The sequence below is a fragment of the Alishewanella sp. SMS8 genome (assembly GCF_030737935.1).
Taxonomy (GTDB): Bacteria; Pseudomonadota; Gammaproteobacteria; order Enterobacterales; family Alteromonadaceae; genus Alishewanella; species Alishewanella maricola.
In genome coordinates this window covers 889,188-911,849 of record NZ_JAPJEA010000001.1, presented here as the reverse complement: position 1 = coordinate 911,849, position 22,662 = coordinate 889,188, and the positions used below count along the sequence as shown (strand labels likewise).

The following is a 22,662-nucleotide window of genomic DNA, read 5'->3' as shown; positions in this document are numbered from 1 at the left end:
GTTGGATAACACGGCTTTTTTGTCTTTATCAAGGGGATCTTAAATTATGTCAGAAATTGCAAAAATTATTGCCCGCGAAATCGTAGACTCACGCGGTAACCCGACAGTCGAAGCGGATGTGTACTTGACCAGTGGTGTGATGGGGCGCGGTTGTGCACCCTCAGGCGCTTCAACTGGTTCACGCGAAGCCTTAGAACTGCGTGATGGTGATAAAAGCCGTTATTTGGGCAAGGGCGTATTAAAAGCGGTTGCCAATATTGATGGCCCGATCCAGGCAGCGTTAGTCGGCAAAAATGCTTACCAACAAGCTGACATCGATCAGATCATGATCGATTTAGACGGTACTGAAACCAAATCAAAATTAGGCGCTAACGCCATTTTAGCGGTATCACTGGCCGTAGCGCGTGCTGCCGCTGCCGATAAAAAGATCCCGTTGTATCAACACATTGCTGATTTAAATGGCACTTCGGGTGTTTACAGCATGCCAGTACCGATGATGAATATCATCAACGGTGGCGAGCACGCTGACAATAACGTTGATATTCAAGAGTTTATGGTGCAGCCTGTCGGCGCTAAAACCTTTGCTGAAGCATTACGCATGGGCGCTGAGATTTTCCATAGCTTGAAAAAAGAACTGCAAAAACGCGGTTTAAACACTGCAGTGGGTGATGAAGGCGGTTTTGCACCTGATTTGAAATCTAACGAAGAAGCTTTATCGGTTATCGTTGAAGCGGTAAAAGCTGCCGGCTACGAAATGGATAAAGACATTACGTTAGCCTTAGATTGTGCGGCCTCTGAATTTTATAAAAACGGTCAGTACGTGTTAAGCGGCGAGAACAAAAGCTTTGATTCCTATGGTTTCAACGATTACTTAGCCGGTTTATCACAGCGTTATCCGATCGTTTCTATTGAAGATGGTTTAGACGAAAGTGATTGGGATGGCTGGAAAGATTTAACCAACAAAATTGGCACTAAAGTGCAATTAGTTGGTGACGATCTGTTTGTCACCAATACCAAGATCCTGACACGCGGTATTGAGCAGGGCATCGGTAACTCAATTTTGATTAAGTTTAATCAAATTGGCTCGTTAACCGAAACCTTAGCCGCTATTAAAATGGCTAAAGACGCGGGCTTTACTGCAGTTATTTCACACCGTAGCGGCGAAACCGAAGATGCCTTTATTGCGGATTTAGCGGTGGGTACCGCAGCCGGTCAAATTAAGACCGGTTCACTGTGTCGTTCAGATCGCGTTGCGAAGTACAATCAATTACTGCGGATCGAACAAGAGTTAGGCAGCAAGGCCCCCTACAAAGGCCGTAGCGAAATCAAAGGCCAGTAATTTAGGCTTTGTTTCCCGGTAGCCGCCAGGCTACCGGTATAACTGCTTGCGGCATGCACCCTGCTGTGGCAGAGCGCCATCTTTATTGTGCTTAACGCATAACATATGATGAAGATCAAAGCTGCTGCAGCTTTATTGAAATTTTCCCGCCGAAACGCAATGGCTGCGTTATAGTCAATATATCTAACAACTTTTTAGGTTTGCTATGAAAAGACACGCTTTGATTCAGATATGTTGTGCAGTATTAGGTGCCGGTTTCATCAGCATCACCTCAGCGCAAAATAAACCAAGTCCAACATTAAGTGAGATTGATTTATCACAAGTGCAAATTAATGGCATACAGCTTGATATGAGTAAAGCCACGGTAGAACGATTGTTAAACCATCAATTTAGTCACAGCGATGAAAGCAATGAGAGCAGTATAGCGGCATTTAAATGTGTGAAAACACAGTGTCAGGCACAGCGTAATGGGGCAGACGGTGAAACCTTGTTAAATGTGTATTTTAATCGGCAACAACAAGCGTACTGGATTGTATTACAAACCCAAGCTCAGCTGGCTGAAACACCACCGCAGTGTTTAGTGGTGGCCGCAGAGCAGCTTGATGCCTTAAGGCAAAAATATCATCCTGAAGATGTGAAACATTTTTATGGCCCGAATGCCGTCACTTTACGCTTAAATAAACAAGGTCATCCTGATCCGGCAGATAATAGCTTTTATGGTTACCGCGTGCAGATAAAATGTGAGCCGTTTGCTCGCGGTATAGCAAGTAGTGAATACGAGCTCCGCGATAAAGCCATTGAGTTACGCTAAGATAACCACTGGCTAGTTAATCTGTCGTTCCGCTTGTTAGCGAGAGACAATCTGCTGCAACTGTTGTTCTAAAAATAACGCATGCACTTTGTAGTACTGCGCCTTGGTGAGGCTACCGTAAGCAAAATGCGCGGCTAATTCGCCCTGCCAATTAATAAATTCTTGTAATTCAAACATTAACTCATTTAGTGCCACATCATTAGGAACGTCTGCTGCCAGTGGTGGTGCGCCAGGAATCGGCTGCTCCTGCGCCGCTGGCATACTGCCTATTGCGGCATAAAAATTTAGCGCTAATTTGCCCACGATATTTTTTTGTAATACCGAGTGATGCTGCGGATAACCCACAATAGAGTAACGTAGGTTTTGCGCACAATGTTGAAAAATCTGACTCACATTCCAGTTCCCCATACTACGGAGTCGATCCGGTTGCATTGCGCGTAAACGTTGTTGCAGATCGGTCAGAGGGTAATGCCGTAAAGTCGCAACAAATTTGCTGCCCAGCACGACAACCAAGGGGGTAAAAGCAGCGGTGCGTAAAAATTGACGACGATTCATCGGACCTATTCTATGGCTAACGGTGGTGTGACTGGCGCTTAAACTACCGTTTTTCGGCGCGAGCGTCCAGTCTGCAGCGATAGCCCGGCGGATAAGCGCTTTGTTGCGAAGGTTTTTTCATACAGAACGGTTTTTCTGCTTAACAGATGCATTTAGGCTTTTACAATAATCAGGCTATTGGCTAACATCGCTACATGACGATGATGCACGAAAATCAACCACATTTTTGGCAAGCAACTGCGGCCAATCAAACTTATACTGAGCTTTGTAATGCTTTGTATGAGCGTGAGCTATTTCGTTTAGCGGCCACCCCCAGCTCAGAATTAGCACAGTTGCCAAAACGCATCGCCAGTTTACCTTTTTATATTCGACGTGCTGCGAGCAGTATTTTGCAATACCCTGCTAATTTGGCGCTCGATAGTCAAAATGCCTCTTGGTATGGCAAACAATTTAAACGCTGTCCGGCCAGTAAACAGGCGGCGGATCCGATCCTAGCTTTTTACAGCAAAGCAGCGAAACCTGGTCTGATTGTGCCGCTTTACTGCGAAGATAAAACCCTTGAACATATCGTGTTAGACAGTGTTGATGAAGTGGATGTAACAGAGCAGCGTTTGCATTGTAATCAGTATGGTTGGTTTTCGTTTAGTGGCATGCCCTTAGCCGAGGACAACAGTAAGTTGTTTTTACTTAAACCAGACAAGAACATTATGACCGCCGCTTGTTGTGGCCATCAGTGGTTAAACTTACAAAAAAAAGAACCGCGTTTACTCACTTTGCGTGAACTTTTATTGGCTAGCCGCCTAAATTGGCGTAATTTCGCTCGGCCACATTTGGGGCAAAGCAGCTGATATAAAGCTTTGCAGTAGCTATTTAACGCTTCATAATAAGCTCAAACAGAAATAACGGTTTAGTTATGCGCATATTAATCGTGCTGTTGCTCATCGTGTTAGCGGCCTTACAATACCGGCTTTGGTTTGGTCAGCTCAGTGTGACAGATTACCTGCGTCAGCAGGAAGAAATAGCCACTCAACAAGCGAGTAATCAGGAGTTGATTAAGCGTAATCGTATGTTGTTGGCGGATGTTAATGATTTACGCCAGGGATTGGAAGCGATAGAAGAGCGAGCTCGCAACGAGCTTGGTCTGATTGCTGAAGATGAAGTTTTTTTTCGGATAGTACCGCGGACACCGTAATGTCATTAAAATCTTTTCCGGCGATTGCCGCCGTGATCCCCGCCGCTGGGGTTGGCCAGCGTATGCAAGCCGATAAACCCAAGCAATACTTGCGCTTACACGGCAAAACTATTTTAGAGCACAGTGTTAAACCGGTGTTAGCCATTAGCGCGGTGCAGCAGTTATATTTAGCGCTAAGCCCAAACGATCCCTATTTTGCCGCAACCGGCTTAACCGCTGAAAATATTGTGCGGGTTGATGGTGGTGCAGAGCGGGTACACTCGGTATTAAATGCGCTGTTAGCGATAGACGCTGAAAAAATGCCTTGGGTACTTGTGCATGATGCTGCGCGACCTTTAGTGCGTCCGCAAGATATCGAGTTACTTATCCAGCGCTGCCTTGAGGTTGGGCATGGTGGTATTTTAGCAACGCCAGTCCGTGATACCATGAAACGTGGCCAAAGCTTAATTAATGCTACGGTAGAGCGCGAGCATTTATGGCATGCGCTTACACCACAGTTTTTTCCTACGGCCTTACTCAGAGCGAATATCCAAGCTGCTTTAGCGGCCAAAGTGGTTATCACAGATGAAGCCTCGGCTATGGAATGGGCAAATGAGCCAGTTCTGTTAGTGGAAGGACACAGTGATAATCTTAAAATTACGCGGCCGGCCGATCTGCAGCTGGCAGCGTTTTATTTGGAGCAAAATCAATAATGACAATACGTATTGGTCATGGTTTCGATGTACATGCCTTTGGTGGCGAGGGGCCAGTGACGCTGGGCGGTATCAAAATTCCTTATAGCCAAGGACTGGTTGCACATTCAGATGGTGATGTGGTACTGCATGCGTTAGCCGATGCTTTACTTGGTGCAGTAGCACTCGGTGATATTGGCAAGCATTTTCCTGACACCGATGCAGCGTATAAAGGTATTGATAGCCGCATTTTACTCCGCAAAGTAATGGATGAAGTGCAGCAACGTGGTTATCAGATTGGTAATGTGGATATTACCATTATGGCGCAAGCACCGAAGATGGCACCGCACATTGCCGATATGTGTGCCTGTATTGCTACCGATCTGCAGTGTCAGCCTGAACAAGTTAATGTTAAAGCGACCACCACCGAGCAACTGGGTTTTGTCGGACGTAAAGAAGGTATCGCGGTTGCCGCCGTGGTGTTATTAACCTCATGCTGAATACTGAATCCGCATTAAGTCATCCGTCTTTTCCTTCGCAAGCTGAGTTAGCTTATTTACACGGTCAACCGCATATTCGCGCCGCTATTCGAGCGGCAGCTGCTGATTTTTTAGTGGTGGAAGAACTTAATTTTACACCGAGCGGTGCCGGTGAACATATTCTGCTGCAAGTTGAGAAAACCGGGCAAAATACCCAGTTTATTGCCCGCGAGCTGGCGCGTTTAACCGGTTTACGCGTGCGCGATATTAGCTATGCGGGTTTAAAAGATCGGCATGCCGTCACGCAGCAATGGTTTTGTTTTAAATGGCCTATCAAGCAAGAACTGGACTGGCAAACCTGGCAAATTGAAGGTGCTGACATCTTACAGATGGTACGGCATTACCGGAAATTGCGCCTAGGTGCTTTAAAGCGCAATCATTTTACTTTACGCTTAACTCAAGTATCTGATATACCGGCGCTAATGGCCAAGTTACCTTTGCTGAAAGCTGGGGTACCTAATTATTATGGTGAGCAACGCTTTGGTATGGCTGGCGGGAATTTACACCTTGCTGAGCGTTTGTTTCGGGGCGAAAGTATCGCAGATCGGCAATTACGGGGTTTAGCACTATCGGCGAGCCGCTCTTTTTTGTTCAATCAGGTTTTGTCAGCGCGGATCCAACAAGGTCATTTTCAGCAATTAATGGCTGGGGATGTGGTGCAGCTAAACGGTTCTGGCTCGATTTTTCCGGTAACTGAACCCGACGCGGTGTTGCAACAGCGACTCTACAGCGCCGATATTCATCTCACCGCACCTTTATGTGGTGAGGGTAAGGCGTTAGTCAGTGCAGACGCCGCTTTATTTGAACAGCAGGTTCTTGCCCCTTGGCAGCACTGGGTTAGCGGTTTAGAGCTACTGCGGGTGCAAGTTGGCCGACGGGCGATGCGCGTGATCCCCGAGTCGGTCAGCGCTACAGTCGAAGCTGATACGGTGACCTTGCAGTTTGCTTTACCTGCAGGGTGTTTTGCGACGAGTGTCCTGCGAGAGTTAGTGTCTTATCGTGACATTGCCCGCGATCTTGCACAAATGGAGTGTTAAATGCGCATTTTACTGAGTAACGATGACGGGGTGCATGCCCGTGGTATTCAAGTATTACAGCAAGCACTATTACAAATTGCTGAAGTCACCACTGTTGGCCCCGATCGTAACTGCAGTGGTGCCAGTAATTCGTTGACCTTACTTAATCCGCTACGCACACAAACCTTAGACAATGGCTTTATTTCGGTCAATGGCACCCCGACCGATTGTGTGCATTTAGCCATCAGCCAATTATTAGATTTCACACCCGATTTAGTGGTCGCCGGCATCAATCATGGGGCAAACCTCGGGGATGACGTGTTGTACTCTGGCACCGTAGCCGCCGCGACAGAGGGCCGACACCTTGGCTTACCGGCTATCGCCGTGTCGCTTGCTGGGCGTGAAGAACAGCATTTTGCTACGGCGGCGCATGTGACCGTTGAAGTGATACGTAAATTACAATCACATCCGTTACCTGCTGATCAAATTTTGAATATCAATGTGCCGGCCATTCCCTTGCACGAACTAAAAGGTATTCAGGTCACGCGGCTTGGCCGTCGGCATAAAGCCGAAACCATGAGTAGCTCAACCGATCCTTGGGGTCGAAAAATTTATTGGTACGGCTCTTTAGGGCCAGAATTAGACGCTGGTGAAGGCACGGATTTTCATGCCATTGCAAATGGTTATGCTTCAGTCACACCATTACATGTTGATATGTCTGCCTATAAAAGTATGGAAACCTTGGCACATTGGTTAGAGGGGATCCCATTGTAATTATGGCAGTCGTTACCTTACGTAGTGCGCAGATGTTAGCGCAAAAACTTCAAGCTGATGGCATCACTGATGCCCGTGTACTGAGCGCTATCGCGCAAACACCGCGCCATCTCTTTGTTGAGCCAGTGCTGGCACACAAAGCTTATGAGAATACGGCCTTACCCATTGGCTTAGGGCAAACCATTTCGCAGCCTTATATTGTGGCACGGATGACCGAGCTGTTGCTGCATGGCGGCAGTTGCGGCAAGGTACTCGAAATTGGTACGGGCTCGGGTTATCAAACTGCCATTTTGGCTCGGTTATTCAGTCATGTATGCAGTGTCGAGCGTATTAAATCGTTACAGTTTCAAGCGAAGCGCCGTTTACAAGCGCAAGATTTACACAATGTGTCGATGAAACATGGTGATGGCTGGTTAGGCTGGCTGACGAAAGGGCCCTTTGATAGCATTATTGTTACCGCAGCACCGGTGGATGTGCCGCAAGCCTTGTTAGAGCAATTAACCGATGGCGGGCGTTTAGTGATCCCCGTGGGTGCGGAACAACAAGTGTTACGTGTTTATCAGCGAAACGGCGAACAGTGGCAAAAACAAGATATTGAAACCGTAAGGTTTGTTCCCTTAGTGCCAGGCGATCTGGCGTAACCAGCACAACGTGCAAACAGGAAGTATATGAAGTATCTGCAATGGCTGATCAAAGGTCTCGCTATGGGGGCGGCGGATGTAGTGCCGGGCGTTTCGGGCGGCACACTCGCGTTTATTTTGGGTATTTATGAACGTTTATTAGGCGCAATTAGCGCGATAAATGTACAGGCGTTTCAGTTGTTACTTAAAGGACGATTTCAGCAATTGTGGCGGCATATCGATGGCACTTTTGTGTTGTGTTTGTTTGCCGGGATTTTCCTCAGTATTTTTTCCCTCGCCTCGCTGATCAGTTGGTTGTTAGAGCATCGGCCAGTACCCTTGTGGGCCTTTTTTAATGGCTTAATCTTAACGGCGTTACCATTTTTGTTACGCTCAGTTAAGTGGTCACTTAGTCGTGCTTTGCTAGCGTCATTAGGTATTGTACTAGCGGTCTTTGTCGGGATGCTCTCGCCAGTTGATCTACAACCTTCTAGTTGGATGTTTTTTGTCGCCGGTGCCGTGGCGATCTGTGCCATGATTTTACCCGGCATTTCTGGTAGCTTTATTTTGTTAATTTCGGGCATGTATGCCCCCGTGATATTAGCCATTCGTGAGTTACATTTTTCGGTGCTGGCGTTGTTTGCTAGTGGTTGCGTTCTGGGCTTATTGAGTTTTTCGCATGTGTTAAAGTGGTTATTGCAGCGCTACCATGATGCCACTCTGGCGTTGTTAACGGGCGTTGTCGTTGGCGCCATGTATCGGCTTTGGCCTTGGCAAGCGGGTGAGTTCATGTATTCACCAAGCCGGTATGCGATAGCGTTTGGTCAAAATGATTTGCTATTGGCATTGATATGTTTTGCCAGTGCAGTGTTTGTGATGCTGGCACTACTGAATCTTGAAAAGTGGTTGGGTGCTGAACCTGAGCCACCCGCAACGGACGATGCTGAAGTAGGACAGAGCAAGGAGTAAACTATTATTGTCAGGTCTTGCGCAGTTAACACACTATCTCTGCCCGAAACCCTGAACGGTTTTGGCTGGGTAGTTATTGCTGCAGTCCTATTGTTAACAGGCTGCGCCGGTTCGTCGACTCCGGCGCCAGTCACCACGCTGGAAATTCGTAAACAGCAACATCAATTACGCCAACAACAGACCTTAAGTGGCCGCAGTTACCAAGTACAACGTGGTGACACCTTATATTCTATTGCTTTTCGGGCAGGACAAGATTTTCGTACTGTCGCAGCACGCAATAATATCAAAGCGCCTTATACCATTTATCCGGGGCAGATTATTCAACTGCAAGCCGGTACCGCTGCCAAAATTAAAGGTTCAGTCACGCCAACCAAGAGCAAAAGCTCCACTGCAAAATCGGTTGCAGCTAGCTCGCAAAAGGGGTATGTTCAAGAGAGGTCACCTGTCAATATTACTCAACCTGCTAGTACAGCAGTTGGGCGAGTGAGCTGGCAATGGCCTGTAAAAGGTCTCATTTTGGCGCGTTTTTCAACCGCTGAGCAGGGCAATAAAGGGGTAGATATTGGTGGTAGTGCGGGCAGTCGTATCAATGCCGCTGCTGATGGTCAGGTTGTGTATGCCGGTAATGCGCTACGAGGCTATGGCAACTTAATTATTATCAAGCACAACGATGATTACCTCAGTGCTTATGCCCACAATAAACGGCTTTTGGTTAAGGAACGGCAAGACGTTAAAGCGGGGCAACAAATAGCCGAAATGGGTGATACCGATGCGATAGATACACGGTTACACTTTGAAATTAGATTTCGTGGCCAATCGGTTGACCCGTTAAGGTATTTGCCGAGATAACCGTGAAAACTAATAATAAAAATAATAATAATTAATCCTTTGCATGGAAGCATTGCGCACCTATGGTGTGTCATTAAGTGTGGGGTAAGTGGATATGACAAGTAAAGATCACAAAATAACTGATGCGAAAGATGACGAACTAATTGATGAAAATGTCCTAGCTGAAGATGAAGATATTGAAGCGGAGTTACAGGAGTTATCGCAAGACGAAGGCACTCTAGACGAAATTTTCGTCAGGGATGACAGTCAAAAGTCCATGGATGCGACACAGATTTATTTGGGCGAAATTGGTTTTTCACCATTGTTATCCGCAGAAGAAGAAGTGTATTTTTCCCGTCTATCGCTAAAAGGTGATCAAGCCGCCCGCAAACGCATGATCGAAAGTAACTTACGTTTAGTGGTAAAAATAGCCCGTCGTTATATTAATCGTGGTTTAGCCCTACTAGATTTGATTGAAGAAGGCAATTTAGGCCTAATCCGAGCCGTAGAGAAGTTTGATCCTGAACGGGGTTTTCGCTTTTCAACTTATGCGACCTGGTGGATCCGTCAAACCATCGAACGTGCCATTATGAATCAAACGCGCACGATCCGTTTACCTATTCATGTGGTGAAAGAGCTTAATATTTATTTACGTGCGGCGCGTGAGTTATCACAAAGACTAGACCATGAACCAACCGCAGAAGAAATTGCTGCCTCGTTAGATAAGCCAGTTGAAGATGTCCGTAAAATGCTAAAGCTGAATGAAAAAATCACTTCAGTTGATGTACCAGTGGCTGGCGCTTCAGAAAAACAACTGCTTGATGTTATTGCTGATGAAAAAGAATTAGGCCCCGAGCTAGAATTGCAAGATCAAGACATCAAACAACATCTGGTGATTTGGCTGGAAGAGCTAAACCCAAAACAACGTGAAGTATTAGCACGACGCTTTGGTTTGCTGGGATATGAACCTTCTACGCTGGAAGATGTAGGGCGTGAAATTGGTTTAACGCGGGAACGCGTGCGGCAAATTCAGGTTGAAGCTTTACGTCGGTTGCGTGAAATTGTAACGCATCAGGGTTTAAATATCGAAACACTGTTTCAAGAATAAAGGCGATAACAGCTGCGCTTAGTCCTTCACTAAGCGCTGTCTTGCAGTGACTTGTGGCTGATTATTTATCTTTAAAAAGCGACATGCTGTTAGCGTGCTCTTGATGTCATACCTTGCTAACCTGCTTTGTACATTGCAGTTTTAACCGATTCAACACGATTTAACCGCGAGTTGTTATCTGTTGTCTTAGGCACTGATGAAGCGCTGTCCTAATTTTTGCACTAACACCGTGATTAAACCGGCTATCAATCCCCAAAAAGCCGCAGCAATATCAAAAAAACTAATGCCTGACGCCGTTACCAGTAAGGTAATCACGGCCGCTTCGCGATAGTCAGGGTCGGCGGTGGTGGTTTGTAAATTACTGGCAATAGTGCTTATCAAGGCTAAACCGGCTAAGGCGGCAATCATGGTTTGCGGAAATGCGGCAAATAACGCCACTACGGTTGCGCCGGCTAAACCCGCAATTAAATAAGACACACCAGCGGCAATACCGGCAATGTAGCGTTTCTTGGTATCAGGGTGTGCTTCTGTACCGGTGCAAATCGCAGCCGTAATGGCGGCGAGATTAATCGAGAACGCGCCCCAAGGTGCCAGTAATAAGGTACTGAGTGAGGTACTAACAATGATTGGTGACACCGGTGTTTGATAACCGCTGGCGCGGATCACCGCCACTCCGGGGATGTTCTGGGAGGCCATGGTTACCAATAATAATGGTAAGCCTACACCCAGCATGGCACTGAGAGAGAACTCAGGGCTCACCCAAACAGGGCGAGTGATGCTAAGCTCTAAGTGCGATAAATCTAATTGCCCACCGGCGATGACCGTAACCAAGCCGCTTACTAATACCAGCAAAATGGCATACCGAGGCACAGTCGTTTTGGCAATCACATAGCTGAGACACATAATGGCGACCAGCAGCATTTCACTTTGCATGGATTGAAAGATCGCAAAGCCAAATTGCAGTAAGATCCCCGCCAACATTGCGCTGGCTAATGAAGGTGGGATCAGCCGTGTCAGGCGTTCAAACATGCCACTTAAGCCAATGATTAAACCCAATGCCGCAGTAAAAATAAACACCCCGGTGGCTTCGGCAATACTTAGTCCTTGCAGGCTGCCCGCTAATAAAGCGGCGCCAGGTGTTGACCATGCGGTAATAATCGGCGCTTTATAGTACCAAGATAGGCCAATACAGGTAGCCGCCATACCAATACCTAAGGCTAATAACCATGAGGCGATGATGTCGCTACTGGCACCGGCTGCTGCGGCGGCTTGAAACACGATGGCAACTGAGCTGGCAAAACCGACTAATACCGCAACAAAGCCCGCAACAATAGCAGACACACTCATGTCTTTTAATAGCATCTTGATCCCTTAAGCGCGTTAGGCGTCCAATTGTTTTTTAAGTTGATAGAGTAAATCTAACGCCTGACGAGCGCTGAGCTCATCGGGATCGATCTGTCTTAATTGCGCCAGTAGCGGGTGCTCTGCTTCTAACAACGGCAATTGTGCTTCGCTGCCCGTTGCCGGCTTTGCGGCGACACTGGGTTGTAGTTCCAGTTGGTGCAGTTTTTGTTTCGCTTGTTGGATCACGGCCTTGGGTACACCGGCAAGTTGTGCCACTTGCAAACCAAAACTCTTACTAGCTGCACCGTCCTGCACATTATGCATAAACACAATATGTTCACCATGCTCTACTGCATCCAAATGGACATTCGCAACGGCGGGTAGCTGTTCGGCTAAATCGGTTAATTCAAAGTAATGGGTGGCAAAAAGCGTTAAGGCTTTAATTTTTTTCGCTAAATAATCGGCACAGGCCCACGCTAAACTTAAGCCATCATAGGTGCTGGTGCCCCGGCCAATTTCATCCATCAGCACTAAGCTTTGAGCGGTAGCATGATGCAAAATGGTTGCTGTTTCGGTCATCTCAACCATAAAGGTTGAACGCCCGGAAGCCAAATCATCAGACGCGCCAATTCGGGTAAAAATCCGATCAACGGGGCCGATAACCGCCGAGGCAGCAGGCACAAAACTGCCTATAGCGGCCATCAGCGTAATAAGTGCGGTTTGCCGCATATAGGTTGATTTACCGCCCATATTGGGGCCGGTAATCATTAACATGCGCCGTTCTGCATTTAATCGTAGGGGGTTTGCAATAAAGGGTTCACTTAATACGTGTTCGACAACCGGATGCCGCGCTTGCTGCAAGTGAATGCCGATGTCTGTACTCAACTCTGGCCGACAATATTGATGCAGTATCGCGCATTCTGCCAAACTGGCTAACACATCGAGTTCGGCTAAGGCGTCAGCAAGGTGTTGTAACTGGGCTAAATAGGGGCTTAGCAGCACAAAGAGTTGTTCGTAAAGCTGTTTTTCCAGCGCTAGCGCTTTGCTTTGACTTCCTAGTACCTTGTCTTCATGGGCTTTAAGTTCTGGAATGATATAACGCTCATTATTTTTCAGCGTTTGGCGACGAATATAATCAGCCGGCACTTTGTTATCAGCACTGCGACCCGTTTCAATATAAAAGCCGTGTACTCGGTTGTAACCCACCTTAAGTGAGCTAATACCGGTGCGTTCCCGTTCGCGTTGTTCTAATTGGCTTAAATAATCCGTAGCGCCCTCAGCCAAGGCTCGCCATTCATCTAAGGCGGCATCGTAGCCATCGGCAATGACACCGCCATCGCGGATCAGCACCGGGGGCGTTTCAACAATGGCTCGTTGCAGTAACTCAAGCAGTTCTGGTAGCGGCGCACTTGCCTGTGCATGGCGCTGCAGTAGATCGCTGTGGGCGAGCGTTAATTGCTGCTGCAAGTTAGGCAAGGCCGTTAACGCTTGGCGCAAGCGGGCAAAATCGCGTGGTCTGGCGCTTTTTAAGGCCAAGCGGGCAATCACCCGCTCTATGTCACCGATATGTTTTAGCTGCGGTTGCAGGCTTTCGTAATCCTCGGTTAACTCGGCAACCGCCGCTAGCCGTAAATTGATTTTCTGTTGATCGCGCAGCGGGGCGTGGATCCAGCGTTTTAATAAACGCGAGCCCATTGGCGTTTGGCAATGATCCAGCACACTGGCTAGGGTATTGTCGGTTTGCCCAGAGAGCGTTTGGGTGAGTTCTAAATTTCGCCGAGTGGCGGCATCAAGCACAATATAATCTTCTGCCCGCTCTAACGCGATACTGCGGATATGTGGTAGTTGCGCCCGTTGGGTATCATTAACATATTGCATTAAACAGCCTGCGGCCATCAACGCCACTGGGGCGTCTTCTACGCCAAAGCTGCGTAAATCGCGGGTACCAAATTGTTGGCATAAAGCCCGTTCGGCAGTTGCCAAATCAAATTCCCAAATCGGCCGCCGCCGAGCGCCTTTGCGTTCAATTAGCTGTGGCTGGTTAAAGTCTTCCGGATAAAGCAACTCGGCGGGGTTTAAGCGTTGCAATAACGCGGCGAGATCATCAAGGTTATCCACTTGATTTAATAAAAAACGGCCGCTGCTTAAATCAAGCTGCGCTAAACCAAAATGTTGCCGGCTGTGACTAATCGCACACAATAAATTGTCGTGTTGCGCATTGAGTAAGGCTTCATCAGTAACGGTACCGGGGGTGACAATGCGTACCACTTTACGATCGACCGGCCCTTTGCTGGTGGCGGGATCGCCAACTTGCTCACAAATTGCCACCGACTCACCTAGCTGAACTAAGCGTGCTAAATAACCCTCTACCGCGTGATAGGGGACACCGGCCATGGGTATTGGCTCACCGGCGCTTTGGCCTCTTTTGGTCAGCGAGATATCCAATAAGGCTGAGGCCTTTTTCGCATCATCAAAAAATAGCTCGTAGAAGTCACCCATCCGATAAAACAATAAAATGCTAGGGTGCTGACTTTTCAACGCCAGATATTGTTGCATCATCGGCGTATGAGCGCTTAAGGCTTGCTCCGGTTTCTGGTCTGACGGCATAATGGTGTTATTGAGTCCCGTTGGATTATATATGACAGAGGCATCAGTAAGTTTTGACCTTGCCAGTGAGTTAGGTCAGCTATTATTGCGGAAAAACTACAGTATCACCACTGCAGAATCGTGTACAGGTGGCGGAGTTGCTTATTGGCTAACCGCTGTCGCCGGAAGTTCAGCTTATGTTGATCGTAGTTTTGTCACTTACAGTAATAAAGCTAAGCAGCAATTGTTAGCGGTACGCAGTGCCACCTTGCTACAATATGGCGCAGTGAGTGTTGAAACCGTAGCTGAAATGGCCAGCGGTGCTGCCAAAGCTGCTGGCGCTGAATTGGCGATTGCCATTTCAGGTATTGCGGGGCCGGGGGGTGGCTCGGCTAGCAAGCCGGTTGGATTAGTGTGTTTTGGATTTTATTTACAAGGCGCGATAACCACGCAACAGCATGTTTTTAAAGGCGATCGGCAGCAGGTTCGTCAGCAAGCCATTGAACATGCCTTACGGCAAAGCATCTTGTTGTTGACAGCTAATTAAAACTCTACTACTGTATGCTCATACAGTGTTTACTAACTGACCGATTTTACCGGAGTAAGAGATGGACGATAACAAACAAAAAGCCCTGAGTGCCGCGTTAACCCAAATTGAACGTCAGTTTGGTAAAGGTTCTATTATGCGCTTAGGTGACAGTACCGCTCTGGATATTGCGGCAGTATCAACTGGCTCTTTAGGCTTAGATATTGCCCTTGGCATTGGCGGTTTACCTTATGGCCGTATTGTTGAGATCTACGGTCCTGAATCGTCAGGTAAAACGACGTTAACCTTACAAGTTATTGCTGAAGCACAAAAAGACGGCAAAACCTGTGCCTTTATCGATGCCGAGCATGCTTTAGATCCGATTTACGCTAAAAAGCTGGGTGTTGATGTCGATAAATTATTAGTATCGCAACCTGACACCGGTGAACAAGCACTAGAAATTTGTGACATGTTGGTGCGCTCGGCTGCGGTTGACGTTGTTATTGTCGACTCGGTAGCCGCCTTAACGCCAAAAGCAGAAATTGAAGGCGACATGGGTGATAGCCACATGGGTTTACAAGCCCGTTTAATGTCACAAGCCTTACGTAAATTAACCGGTAATATTAAACGTTCAAATACCTTATGTATCTTCATTAACCAAATTCGTATGAAGATTGGTGTGATGTTCGGTAACCCAGAAACCACCACCGGTGGTAATGCTTTAAAATTCTACGCGTCAGTGCGTTTGGATATTCGCCGTATTGGTTCAGTAAAAGACGGTGATGAAATTACCGGTAATGAAACCCGCGTTAAAGTGGTGAAAAACAAAGTTGCGCCGCCGTTTAAACAAGCTGAATTTATTATTCAATATGGTGCGGGTATCAACAAACTAGGCGAGCTTATTGATTTAGGGGTGCAGCAAAACCTCGTCGATAAAGCCGGTGCTTGGTATGCTTATCAAGGTAACAAAATTGGCCAAGGTAAGGCCAATGCCATGAAATACCTGCAAGAAAACAAAGCCATTGCGGATGAAATCGAGAAAATTCTGCGCGAGCGCTTGTTGTTAAAGCCGGGCGAAAAAGTGATTGATGAATCAATACCTGCTGATTTCGAAGCAGACCTATAATACTTTGTAGTTAGAAAAAACCAGCAGTGATGCTGGTTTTTTGTTTTTATGCGCAGTTAATTTGTCACCAAGGGGCAAAAGACGCGTTTGCGTAAGCGCACTAAACTATTGAGCTAACGCAGGATGTTGCAATCACGACCCAAACCGCTTTTTCTACTATCGGGAATAATACCCAAGCCCGCCGTTGAGCGCTGAAATTAGCTATTGCTCTGCTAACGGGCCAAGGCTACTCTAATAACGTTATTTTGGTTCAGTTTTTTTAATACACTAGAGTCATCGCAGTTGGTGGCGGGTAATAACAATAATGACTAAACACACCCTTTTGCTGCTTCTGAGTATTTTCGGCTTAATGAGCTGTAAGGCCGATATTAGCGTGCAAGACGAGCCAGTCGATCCGGTAGTGCAAGAATTCCCCCTCATTTTTGTGCAACGCGCGTTATTTGACGACGCGGGCAATCCTTACCAAACCGATTTGTCTGCGCCAGAGCAATTTAACCCTGGTGCACAATTGATATTAAAACAAAATGCTTTTGCGCAGTCGGCAGAGCAAGCGATATTAGCTCAGTATTTCCCTGATGGCGGCTATGACGTTAAAGATCTGCTGGTATCGCCTGACGGCAATAGCCTGTTGTTTGCATTACGACCGCCGGCCTTACCAAATGTGCCCGAGGAGTTACAACCCACTTGGAGTCTGTGGCGTTATAGCCTGACTGATCAGAGTGCAGCACCGATCATCAGTAATTCCCTAATTGCGGAGCAAGGACACGATATCAATCCCGCAGTGTTAGCCGATGGTCGAATCGTCTTTAGCTCTACTCGTCAGCAAAAAGCCCGACAAATTTTATTAGATGAATTTAAACCCCAGTACAGTGCTTTACATGAAGATCTGCAGGGGCCGGCGTTTAATCTGCATGTGATGAATGCTGACGGCAGCGAGATAACCCAAATTAGTTTTAACTTAAGCCACGATTTGTATCCATTGGTGCAAGCCGATGGGCATATTCTGTACAGTCGCTGGGATAATCAAAGCGACCGTAATAAGTTTAATTGGTATCAAATGCGCCCTGATGGCTCCAGTAATCAGCTATTGTATGGTTGGCATTCGCATCGCAGCGGGCCGAATGACACGGTAGTGGAATTTGCCAAACCCTTGTTACTGGCCGATGGTGAGATCGCAACCTTATTAAAAAATCGCCAACAAACGCACTTAAATGCCTTACCCGTGCAGATAGCCTTAGCACTTGCCAGCGATAATACACAGCCGTTGTATCAACAACAGTTAAACTTACCGGCACAGACCGCCTTGCTCCCTTGGCCTTTTGATAATAGTTTACGCGCTGAGCCTGCCGGCTTAGTGCAAAATGTCTTTGCGTTACAAGATGGCTCATCGCGTTATCTGCTCAGTTGGTCACCTTGTCGGGTCAGAGTGAATGAGCAAATCGTGCCTTGTGTTCAGGTTGATGATGCCAGTGCTTACCCCGCGGCTGATCCTTTATTTGGATTATGGTTATTTGATTTAGCGAAGCAAACCCAAGTGCCGGTGAAATTAGGGTCGGAGCAGCAGTTGCTCACTGAAGCGGTGGTGATGCAGCAGTATCCGCGGCCCGCATTTTTAGCCAGTAACCCAGACGCGGATCTTACTCTGATAGAGCGTGGCGAAGCGATTTTAGATATTCGTAGTGTTTATGATATTGGTGGGGAAGCGGTGTTGCCCATTAGCAAATTGGCGGATCCAATGCAAACAAGTGCCGCACAACGCCCCATTCGTTATGTTAGCTTGATTCGTGGCGTGCCCATTCCACCAGAAGAGGTGCGAGAGGTGCCTAATTTTGCTTATGGGGTAAACCGCAGGCAGTTGATGCGTGAATTGGTCGGTATTACACCGGTACAACCCGATGGTTCGGTGCGGGTAAAAGTCCCGGCCAATGTGCCGTTAGCGCTTAGCTTACTGAATGCTGAAGGGCAGGTCGTCTCTGCGCAACATCAACAATGGATCACCTTAGCGCCGGGCGAGACACTCCGTTGTAATGGTTGCCATAGTGCGACCAATACTCGGCCACACGGGCGTTTAACCGCCGAATGGCCGACGATTAATCCGGGGCCAGAAAATGCCAGTAGCGCTTTTAGCAATGCCAATCCGCAATTACCGCCAAATGCCGGTGAGACCATGGCGCAAACTCTGGCTCGTTTGCTAGGCGAGCCCACGTTAAGTGCCGGCTTAGCCTATACCGATCTATGGACTGATCCCACGCGCCGTCAGCCGGATCCACCAGAGCAAAATCACTTTAGTGAGCTCGCCACTACCTTACCGGTAGGCTTAGATTGCTTTGAACGCTGGCAAGCGGCCTGTCGTTTGCGCATTGATTATCCCACACACATCCAACCCCTGTGGCAACGTGACCGTCGCCAATTTGACCCTGTAAGTAACGAACTGCTGCAAGACAACAGCTGTGTTAGCTGTCATAGCCGTAGCGATGCCGCAGGCAATGCTAGGTTGCCTGCGGCGCAGTTAGAGCTAACGGCTCAAGCCTCGGACATTCAAGCGGCTCATTTAACCAGTTACCGAGAGTTGCTGAGTAATGATAACGAGCAAGAATTGCTGGGTGGTGTGCTCGTTGACCGTTTAGTGCAAGCGGTCGATGGCAACGGTAATTTAGTATTTTTACGAGATGCCAATGGCGAGTTGATTTTGGATGAAAATAAGCAACCGATCCCGGTCATGATCACGGTCAATGTTCCGCCCGTGTTGCGGGCTGGAAATGCCCTGGGCAGTAGCCGTTTCTTCCAAACCTTTGCCCCAGGCGGACGTCATCAGGGGTATTTGTCGCCAGTAGAGTTAAGATTGATTAGCCAGTGGCTCGATATGGGCGCGCAATATTACAATTCACCTTTTGCTGTGGAGCTGCCCTAGATGCGCTTTTTAACGCACATGGGGTGTGGGCTATTTTGTAGCCTACTGCTCACTTTATTACCGTTGCAGGCACAGCAAGTGGTGGTGCACCGAGATTTTGTTGAGCTACATACCGGCCCTGGTAGGGGGTATCCGATAGTGCAGGTGGTGTTAAAAGGTGACGCGCTAACATTACTTAAGCAGCGCGGGGGCTGGATCCGCGTGCAATATCGGCAACAAACATTATGGCTAGCCAGTGCCGCTCTAGCGCACCTGTATTTGCCAGAGGGCGAGCAAAGTTTAGCCAGTCTATGGCAAGTTGATCAGCCGCCGAGTGCATGGCAATTAGGGTTGGCGGCAGGTGATTTTACCGGTACCAGTTACTACCAACTCAGTGCCAGTTATGACTTCTCCGATGTTATTTTTATTGAACTCAGTGCTGGGCAGGGCAGTGGTCAACAGGCCAGCAGTCAACAGTTTTTAGTGCAATTGGGCGTTAGCCCTTGGCCGCACTGGCGTTGGTCGCCCTATTTTGCTTTAGGTGGTGGTGTGTTGTTAACTCAACCACGAACTATCTTGGTACAAACGCCTGAGCGTAATAGCCCCATGGCCAATATGGAAGTAGGGCTTGATTATGCGCTAACCCGTCGTTTACAAGCCAATTTACGTTATCGGCGTGGCTTAATTAGCACCGAACGTGATATTAACGAAGAGACAAATACATGGTTAATCGGATTAAAGCTGGCCTTTTAGTCAGCAGTTTATTATGGCTAAGTCCATTCGTTTGCGCGCAGCAAGCAAACAGCAGCACGGCACGGATTGAGCCAGAAATCGAGCAATCGCAGGTGACGCCCGCTAAGCTTGATAGCGAGAATGTTGTGTTAGCGCTGCGCGGGGGTGTTATCGCCATCGAAGACTTTGGCAGTAGCGGTTTGGTGGCGCTGCAACTGGGTTACCATATCAATGAAGATTTTTATGTTAATGCTGAGTTTGCTCAAGCCAAAGCAGGGTTAACGTCTTACGAGCGCTTAAGTGGCGCTGCGGCGCCCTTATTAACTGATAGCGAACGCGAGTGGCGTTATTACGGTGCTGAGCTCGGTTACGTGGTGCTGCCAGGCCAGGTTTTTTTAGGTCGGAACTGGGCCTTTAATACGGGTTGGTCAATTTTTGCGGGTGGCGGTAATGTTGATTTCGCGGGCGACAAGGTTTTTGCAGTAAAGCTGGGGAGTCAGTTTCGTCTCTACATGACCGATTGGCTGGCACTGGATTTACAGGTAGCCGACTATGTGTTTGAAACCACGATCTTAGCCGAGAGCAAAACCACCCATAACTTACAGTTAGGCCTGGGCCTCGCGCTGTATTTTTAAGATAAGGAAAGACTATGCGCACACTGTTATTAAGCCTGTTGTTAACTGTGTTGTCATACTGCGCTGTTAGCGCAAAGGTGCATGCAACCGATTCGGCACAAGCACCTGATTTTACGCTTAAGTCGTTAACGGGGGTGAATCTACGTTTAGCTGAACAACGCGGCGAGATTATTGTGTTAAATTTTTGGGCCAGCTGGTGTAGCCCGTGCCTACAAGAAATGCCCGCATTAGATCAGCTTGCCAACAAGTATCGGCCTTTGGGGGTGCAAGTGTGGGGCGTGAATGTTGAAGCGGATAGCCGTGCGGCACAAAAATATTTAAGTAAAACCCAGGTACAGTTTCCCATCTTGTTTGATACCGAGAATAGCGTATCAGAGCGTTATCAAGTACAAGCGATGCCCACTACGGTGATCATCAATCAACATGGCGATGTGTTTAGTGTGCATCGTGGTTATAAACCGGGCTATGAGCAAAAATATGAAAACGATATCAAAACCTTATTGCGCAACTAAACTGTTGCTCGTCGCTGTGGCGTTAACGGGTATGGTGGGCTGTGCCAGTGTTGAGCCATGGGTTAAACCCTATGAGCGCGCTGAATTAGCCGATCCAATTATGGCTTTTAGTCGTCATCCTATTGCCTTGCAGCACAGTGTGCATGTGCGTGACTCACGTGAAGCCGCCAAAGGTGCCGATGGCAGTGGTGGAGGCGGCTGTGGCTGTAATTAAGGCTGCGCTATGCGGTTTGTTATTGTTGCTAAGCACAGCTGGCTTTGGTGCTGTTTTGCCTGATAACCGCGTTGATTTGATGCAGCATAGTTACCAAGGCGGCGGTGTCTCCATTGATGGTCCGGCATTGATGTTACGAACCAAAATTGGTACTCAAGTGTCGGTATCGGGTTTTTATTATGTCGATACTGTGTCAGGAGCCTCGATAGATGTGGTGGCCACGGCCTCAGCTTACAGCGAGACACGCATTGAGAGTCGAGTAGGGATGGATTACCTGACCGGCAACAGTATTTTATCGATAAATTACGCACAAAGTGACGAGAATGATTACAACGCCAAATCACTGTCTTTTGGCGTGTCGCACGATACTTTTGGCGGTATGACAACCCTGAGTTTGAATGCGGGTATCGGCGATGATGAAATTGGTCGCAATGGCGATGCAAGCTTCAGTGAGCAGTTACGCCGCTACAGTTATAGCTTGGGGATCACCCAAGTACTCAGTAAACGCTGGATCAGTGCCTTAAATGTTGACGTCGATATGGAGCAAGGCTTTTTAAATAATCCCTATCGCAGTGTGCGTTATCGCGATCCCTTGGCTGAACTTGGCTATGGTTATCAATTTGAAGTTTACCCCGACACGCGCAATAGTTTTGCCGTGGGTTTAGTCAATAAATTTTACTTACCGTATCGCGCAGCCGTGACCTTTTCGCTGCGTCATTACAACGATAGCTGGGATATTACAGGCTTTGATGCGGAATTAGAGTACGTGCATCCGCTGGGTGAGCGCTGGGTGCTCGACAGCCATATTCGCTGGTATCAGCAAGGCGAAGCCTCGTTTTATGCCGATCTCTTCGAGTTTGCCAATCAACAAAACTTTATGGCGCGAGACAAAGAGCTCAGTGATTTTAATAATCTCAGCCTTGGATTGGGCGCCAGCTATCGCTTTGCAAGTTGGGCTTGGTGGCCGGCGGCTAAACCCGAATTAAATATCGAGTGGGATTATATCCGCTTTAATTACAATAACTTTCGAAATGTTACGCTAATCGATACTGCCGTCGGTGCTGAGCCGTTGTATCAATTAAGCGCCAATGTTTATCGGGTTTTTTTCAGTGTCTATTTTTAACGAGGGTGTTTTATGAGTTTGCACCGACCGCGCCTCTTCTTGCTTTCCAGCCTATTGCTAAGCCTGTTCGTTGCCATGCCTTTGCTGGCGCAAGAGTCTGCAGAGCAGCAGCTTGAGCAATTAAAACAACAAGCGATTGCTTTGAATCGCGAATTGTTCATTTTGGAAGAAGAATTATTGTTTCCGGCACAAACGCAATTGGCGGTATTTTTGTCGGTGGATGCGGGGCAGTTTTTTCAGTTAGACAGTGTCCAGCTTAAACTCAACGATGAGTCGGTCACGGCATATCTGTATACCGAAAAAGAAATCGCCGGGTTATTGCGCGGCGCCATTCAGCCATTATTTAAAGGCAATATTCGCGCCGGTGAACATACTTTAACTGCGGTGTTTGTGGGTAAAGGCCCTGATAAGCGTGATTATCGCCGAGCCATCAGCCACACCTTTACTAAGGCAGATGATGCGGTGCTACTTGAGCTGAAAATTAGCGATAGTTCGGCGAATTACCAACCTGCTTTTAGTGTTGAAGCATGGTCTGGCAATTGAATTATCGCC

General features: G+C 47.6%; 24 protein-coding genes. 21 read left to right on the top strand and 3 right to left on the bottom strand.

Annotated features, from left to right (window positions below; genetic code table 11):
* The first annotated feature begins 46 nt into the window (after positions 1 to 46).
* Together eno and ORJ01_RS04120 are read left to right on the top strand one after the other, a co-directional pair.
* The gene (gene eno, locus ORJ01_RS04125) at positions 47 to 1,339 is read left to right on the top strand and encodes a phosphopyruvate hydratase (RefSeq protein WP_226749616.1); all 1,293 of its coding nucleotides are present in this window, start codon (positions 47 to 49) and stop codon (positions 1,337 to 1,339) included.
* Between the two features lie 205 nt (positions 1,340 to 1,544).
* Positions 1,545 to 2,150 (top strand): hypothetical protein, encoded by a 606-nt coding sequence (locus tag ORJ01_RS04120; RefSeq protein WP_306177062.1) that lies wholly within the window; start codon positions 1,545 to 1,547, stop codon positions 2,148 to 2,150.
* 36 nt (positions 2,151 to 2,186) lie between these two features.
* Here the strand turns inward: ORJ01_RS04120 and ORJ01_RS04115 are convergent, their stop codons facing one another.
* On the bottom strand, positions 2,187 to 2,705 hold the full coding sequence (locus ORJ01_RS04115; RefSeq protein ID WP_306177061.1) for a DUF1569 domain-containing protein: 519 nt from the start codon (positions 2,703 to 2,705) through the stop codon (positions 2,187 to 2,189).
* A gap of 194 nt (positions 2,706 to 2,899) precedes the next feature.
* Here ORJ01_RS04115 and ORJ01_RS04110 point away from each other — a divergent pair, with 194 nt between their 5' ends.
* The 10 genes from ORJ01_RS04110 to rpoS all read left to right on the top strand — a co-directional run bounded on the left by ORJ01_RS04110 (position 2,900) and on the right by rpoS (position 10,422).
* Positions 2,900 to 3,553, top strand: a complete 654-nt coding sequence (locus tag ORJ01_RS04110) for a hypothetical protein (protein ID WP_226749619.1) — start codon at positions 2,900 to 2,902, stop codon at positions 3,551 to 3,553.
* Positions 3,554 to 3,618: 65 nt separating this feature from the next.
* A complete protein-coding gene (ftsB, locus tag ORJ01_RS04105) occupies positions 3,619 to 3,897 on the top strand; it encodes a cell division protein FtsB (protein ID WP_306177060.1) in 279 nt (92 codons plus the stop codon).
* Positions 3,897 to 4,589 (top strand): 2-C-methyl-D-erythritol 4-phosphate cytidylyltransferase, encoded by a 693-nt coding sequence (ispD, locus tag ORJ01_RS04100; protein WP_226749621.1) that lies wholly within the window; start codon positions 3,897 to 3,899, stop codon positions 4,587 to 4,589. The genes ftsB and ispD overlap by 1 nt, the downstream gene beginning before the upstream one ends.
* Complete coding sequence (gene ispF / locus ORJ01_RS04095) at positions 4,589 to 5,068, top strand: 2-C-methyl-D-erythritol 2,4-cyclodiphosphate synthase (protein WP_226749622.1); 480 nt, start codon at positions 4,589 to 4,591, stop codon at positions 5,066 to 5,068. The genes ispD and ispF overlap by 1 nt, the downstream gene beginning before the upstream one ends.
* Positions 5,062 to 6,144 (top strand): tRNA pseudouridine(13) synthase TruD, encoded by a 1,083-nt coding sequence (gene truD / locus ORJ01_RS04090; protein ID WP_306177059.1) that lies wholly within the window; start codon positions 5,062 to 5,064, stop codon positions 6,142 to 6,144. The genes ispF and truD overlap by 7 nt, the downstream gene beginning before the upstream one ends.
* Positions 6,145 to 6,897, top strand: a complete 753-nt coding sequence (surE, locus tag ORJ01_RS04085; protein ID WP_306177058.1) for a 5'/3'-nucleotidase SurE — start codon at positions 6,145 to 6,147, stop codon at positions 6,895 to 6,897.
* 2 nt (positions 6,898 to 6,899) lie between these two features.
* Positions 6,900 to 7,538, top strand: a complete 639-nt coding sequence (locus tag ORJ01_RS04080; RefSeq protein WP_306177057.1) for a protein-L-isoaspartate(D-aspartate) O-methyltransferase — start codon at positions 6,900 to 6,902, stop codon at positions 7,536 to 7,538.
* A 27-nt stretch (positions 7,539 to 7,565) separates the two neighbouring features.
* A complete protein-coding gene (locus ORJ01_RS04075; protein WP_306177056.1) occupies positions 7,566 to 8,486 on the top strand; it encodes a DUF368 domain-containing protein in 921 nt (306 codons plus the stop codon).
* Positions 8,487 to 8,576: 90 nt separating this feature from the next.
* Entirely contained in the window at positions 8,577 to 9,335 is a 759-nt protein-coding gene (locus ORJ01_RS04070) for a peptidoglycan DD-metalloendopeptidase family protein (RefSeq protein WP_306177055.1), read from the top strand.
* A 94-nt stretch (positions 9,336 to 9,429) separates the two neighbouring features.
* Positions 9,430 to 10,422, top strand: coding sequence for an RNA polymerase sigma factor RpoS (gene rpoS, locus ORJ01_RS04065; RefSeq protein ID WP_226749628.1), 993 nt, complete (start codon positions 9,430 to 9,432; stop codon positions 10,420 to 10,422).
* 186 nt (positions 10,423 to 10,608) lie between these two features.
* On the opposite strand, the gene ORJ01_RS04060 is transcribed toward rpoS, so the two are convergent.
* The gene (locus ORJ01_RS04060; RefSeq protein ID WP_306177054.1) at positions 10,609 to 11,784 is read right to left on the bottom strand and encodes a benzoate/H(+) symporter BenE family transporter; all 1,176 of its coding nucleotides are present in this window, start codon (positions 11,782 to 11,784) and stop codon (positions 10,609 to 10,611) included.
* A gap of 18 nt (positions 11,785 to 11,802) precedes the next feature.
* Positions 11,803 to 14,373 (bottom strand): DNA mismatch repair protein MutS, encoded by a 2,571-nt coding sequence (gene mutS / locus ORJ01_RS04055; protein ID WP_306177053.1) that lies wholly within the window; start codon positions 14,371 to 14,373, stop codon positions 11,803 to 11,805.
* A 31-nt stretch (positions 14,374 to 14,404) separates the two neighbouring features.
* Here mutS and ORJ01_RS04050 point away from each other — a divergent pair, with 31 nt between their 5' ends.
* The 9 genes from ORJ01_RS04050 to ORJ01_RS04010 all read left to right on the top strand — a co-directional run bounded on the left by ORJ01_RS04050 (position 14,405) and on the right by ORJ01_RS04010 (position 22,653).
* On the top strand, positions 14,405 to 14,899 hold the full coding sequence (locus ORJ01_RS04050; protein WP_306177052.1) for a CinA family protein: 495 nt from the start codon (positions 14,405 to 14,407) through the stop codon (positions 14,897 to 14,899).
* A 61-nt stretch (positions 14,900 to 14,960) separates the two neighbouring features.
* Complete coding sequence (gene recA / locus ORJ01_RS04045) at positions 14,961 to 16,004, top strand: recombinase RecA (protein ID WP_226749632.1); 1,044 nt, start codon at positions 14,961 to 14,963, stop codon at positions 16,002 to 16,004.
* A gap of 304 nt (positions 16,005 to 16,308) precedes the next feature.
* Complete coding sequence (locus ORJ01_RS04040) at positions 16,309 to 18,915, top strand: hypothetical protein (RefSeq protein WP_306177051.1); 2,607 nt, start codon at positions 16,309 to 16,311, stop codon at positions 18,913 to 18,915.
* Complete coding sequence (locus ORJ01_RS04035; RefSeq protein ID WP_306177050.1) at positions 18,916 to 19,647, top strand: SH3 domain-containing protein; 732 nt, start codon at positions 18,916 to 18,918, stop codon at positions 19,645 to 19,647. It abuts the gene before it with no gap.
* The gene (locus tag ORJ01_RS04030; protein ID WP_236128701.1) at positions 19,617 to 20,261 is read left to right on the top strand and encodes an outer membrane beta-barrel domain-containing protein; all 645 of its coding nucleotides are present in this window, start codon (positions 19,617 to 19,619) and stop codon (positions 20,259 to 20,261) included. Before ORJ01_RS04035 ends, ORJ01_RS04030 begins: the two co-directional genes overlap by 31 nt.
* A gap of 14 nt (positions 20,262 to 20,275) precedes the next feature.
* Positions 20,276 to 20,773 (top strand): TlpA disulfide reductase family protein, encoded by a 498-nt coding sequence (locus ORJ01_RS04025; RefSeq protein ID WP_226749636.1) that lies wholly within the window; start codon positions 20,276 to 20,278, stop codon positions 20,771 to 20,773.
* Positions 20,739 to 20,987 carry a DUF4266 domain-containing protein gene (locus ORJ01_RS04020; RefSeq protein WP_306177049.1) on the top strand — a complete coding sequence of 83 codons (249 nt, stop codon included), beginning with the start codon at positions 20,739 to 20,741 and terminating at the stop codon, positions 20,985 to 20,987. Before ORJ01_RS04025 ends, ORJ01_RS04020 begins: the two co-directional genes overlap by 35 nt.
* The gene (locus ORJ01_RS04015) at positions 20,974 to 22,110 is read left to right on the top strand and encodes a DUF3570 domain-containing protein (RefSeq protein ID WP_306177048.1); all 1,137 of its coding nucleotides are present in this window, start codon (positions 20,974 to 20,976) and stop codon (positions 22,108 to 22,110) included. Before ORJ01_RS04020 ends, ORJ01_RS04015 begins: the two co-directional genes overlap by 14 nt.
* 12 nt (positions 22,111 to 22,122) lie before the next feature.
* Positions 22,123 to 22,653 (top strand): hypothetical protein, encoded by a 531-nt coding sequence (locus ORJ01_RS04010; protein ID WP_306177047.1) that lies wholly within the window; start codon positions 22,123 to 22,125, stop codon positions 22,651 to 22,653.
* Positions 22,654 to 22,662: the final 9 nt, after the last annotated feature.

What these genes read in the sequence shown, in the direction of transcription:
- eno (WP_226749616.1), top strand. Translation starts at nt 47, where the DNA reads ATGTCAGAAATTGCAAAAATTATTGCCCGCGAAATCGTAGACTCACGC.
- ORJ01_RS04120 (WP_306177062.1), top strand. Translation starts at nt 1,545, where the DNA reads ATGAAAAGACACGCTTTGATTCAGATATGTTGTGCAGTATTAGGTGCC.
- ORJ01_RS04115 (WP_306177061.1), bottom strand. Translation starts at nt 2,705, where the DNA reads ATGAATCGTCGTCAATTTTTACGCACCGCTGCTTTTACCCCCTTGGTT.
- ORJ01_RS04110 (WP_226749619.1), top strand. Translation starts at nt 2,900, where the DNA reads ATGACGATGATGCACGAAAATCAACCACATTTTTGGCAAGCAACTGCG.
- ftsB (WP_306177060.1), top strand. Translation starts at nt 3,619, where the DNA reads ATGCGCATATTAATCGTGCTGTTGCTCATCGTGTTAGCGGCCTTACAA.
- ispD (WP_226749621.1), top strand. Translation starts at nt 3,897, where the DNA reads ATGTCATTAAAATCTTTTCCGGCGATTGCCGCCGTGATCCCCGCCGCT.
- ispF (WP_226749622.1), top strand. Translation starts at nt 4,589, where the DNA reads ATGACAATACGTATTGGTCATGGTTTCGATGTACATGCCTTTGGTGGC.
- truD (WP_306177059.1), top strand. Translation starts at nt 5,062, where the DNA reads ATGCTGAATACTGAATCCGCATTAAGTCATCCGTCTTTTCCTTCGCAA.
- surE (WP_306177058.1), top strand. Translation starts at nt 6,145, where the DNA reads ATGCGCATTTTACTGAGTAACGATGACGGGGTGCATGCCCGTGGTATT.
- ORJ01_RS04080 (WP_306177057.1), top strand. Translation starts at nt 6,900, where the DNA reads ATGGCAGTCGTTACCTTACGTAGTGCGCAGATGTTAGCGCAAAAACTT.
- ORJ01_RS04075 (WP_306177056.1), top strand. Translation starts at nt 7,566, where the DNA reads ATGAAGTATCTGCAATGGCTGATCAAAGGTCTCGCTATGGGGGCGGCG.
- rpoS (WP_226749628.1), top strand. Translation starts at nt 9,430, where the DNA reads ATGACAAGTAAAGATCACAAAATAACTGATGCGAAAGATGACGAACTA.
- ORJ01_RS04060 (WP_306177054.1), bottom strand. Translation starts at nt 11,784, where the DNA reads ATGCTATTAAAAGACATGAGTGTGTCTGCTATTGTTGCGGGCTTTGTT.
- mutS (WP_306177053.1), bottom strand. Translation starts at nt 14,373, where the DNA reads ATGCCGTCAGACCAGAAACCGGAGCAAGCCTTAAGCGCTCATACGCCG.
- ORJ01_RS04050 (WP_306177052.1), top strand. Translation starts at nt 14,405, where the DNA reads ATGACAGAGGCATCAGTAAGTTTTGACCTTGCCAGTGAGTTAGGTCAG.
- recA (WP_226749632.1), top strand. Translation starts at nt 14,961, where the DNA reads ATGGACGATAACAAACAAAAAGCCCTGAGTGCCGCGTTAACCCAAATT.
- ORJ01_RS04040 (WP_306177051.1), top strand. Translation starts at nt 16,309, where the DNA reads ATGACTAAACACACCCTTTTGCTGCTTCTGAGTATTTTCGGCTTAATG.
- ORJ01_RS04035 (WP_306177050.1), top strand. Translation starts at nt 18,916, where the DNA reads ATGCGCTTTTTAACGCACATGGGGTGTGGGCTATTTTGTAGCCTACTG.
- ORJ01_RS04030 (WP_236128701.1), top strand. Translation starts at nt 19,617, where the DNA reads ATGGTTAATCGGATTAAAGCTGGCCTTTTAGTCAGCAGTTTATTATGG.
- ORJ01_RS04025 (WP_226749636.1), top strand. Translation starts at nt 20,276, where the DNA reads ATGCGCACACTGTTATTAAGCCTGTTGTTAACTGTGTTGTCATACTGC.
- ORJ01_RS04020 (WP_306177049.1), top strand. Translation starts at nt 20,739, where the DNA reads ATGAAAACGATATCAAAACCTTATTGCGCAACTAAACTGTTGCTCGTC.
- ORJ01_RS04010 (WP_306177047.1), top strand. Translation starts at nt 22,123, where the DNA reads ATGAGTTTGCACCGACCGCGCCTCTTCTTGCTTTCCAGCCTATTGCTA.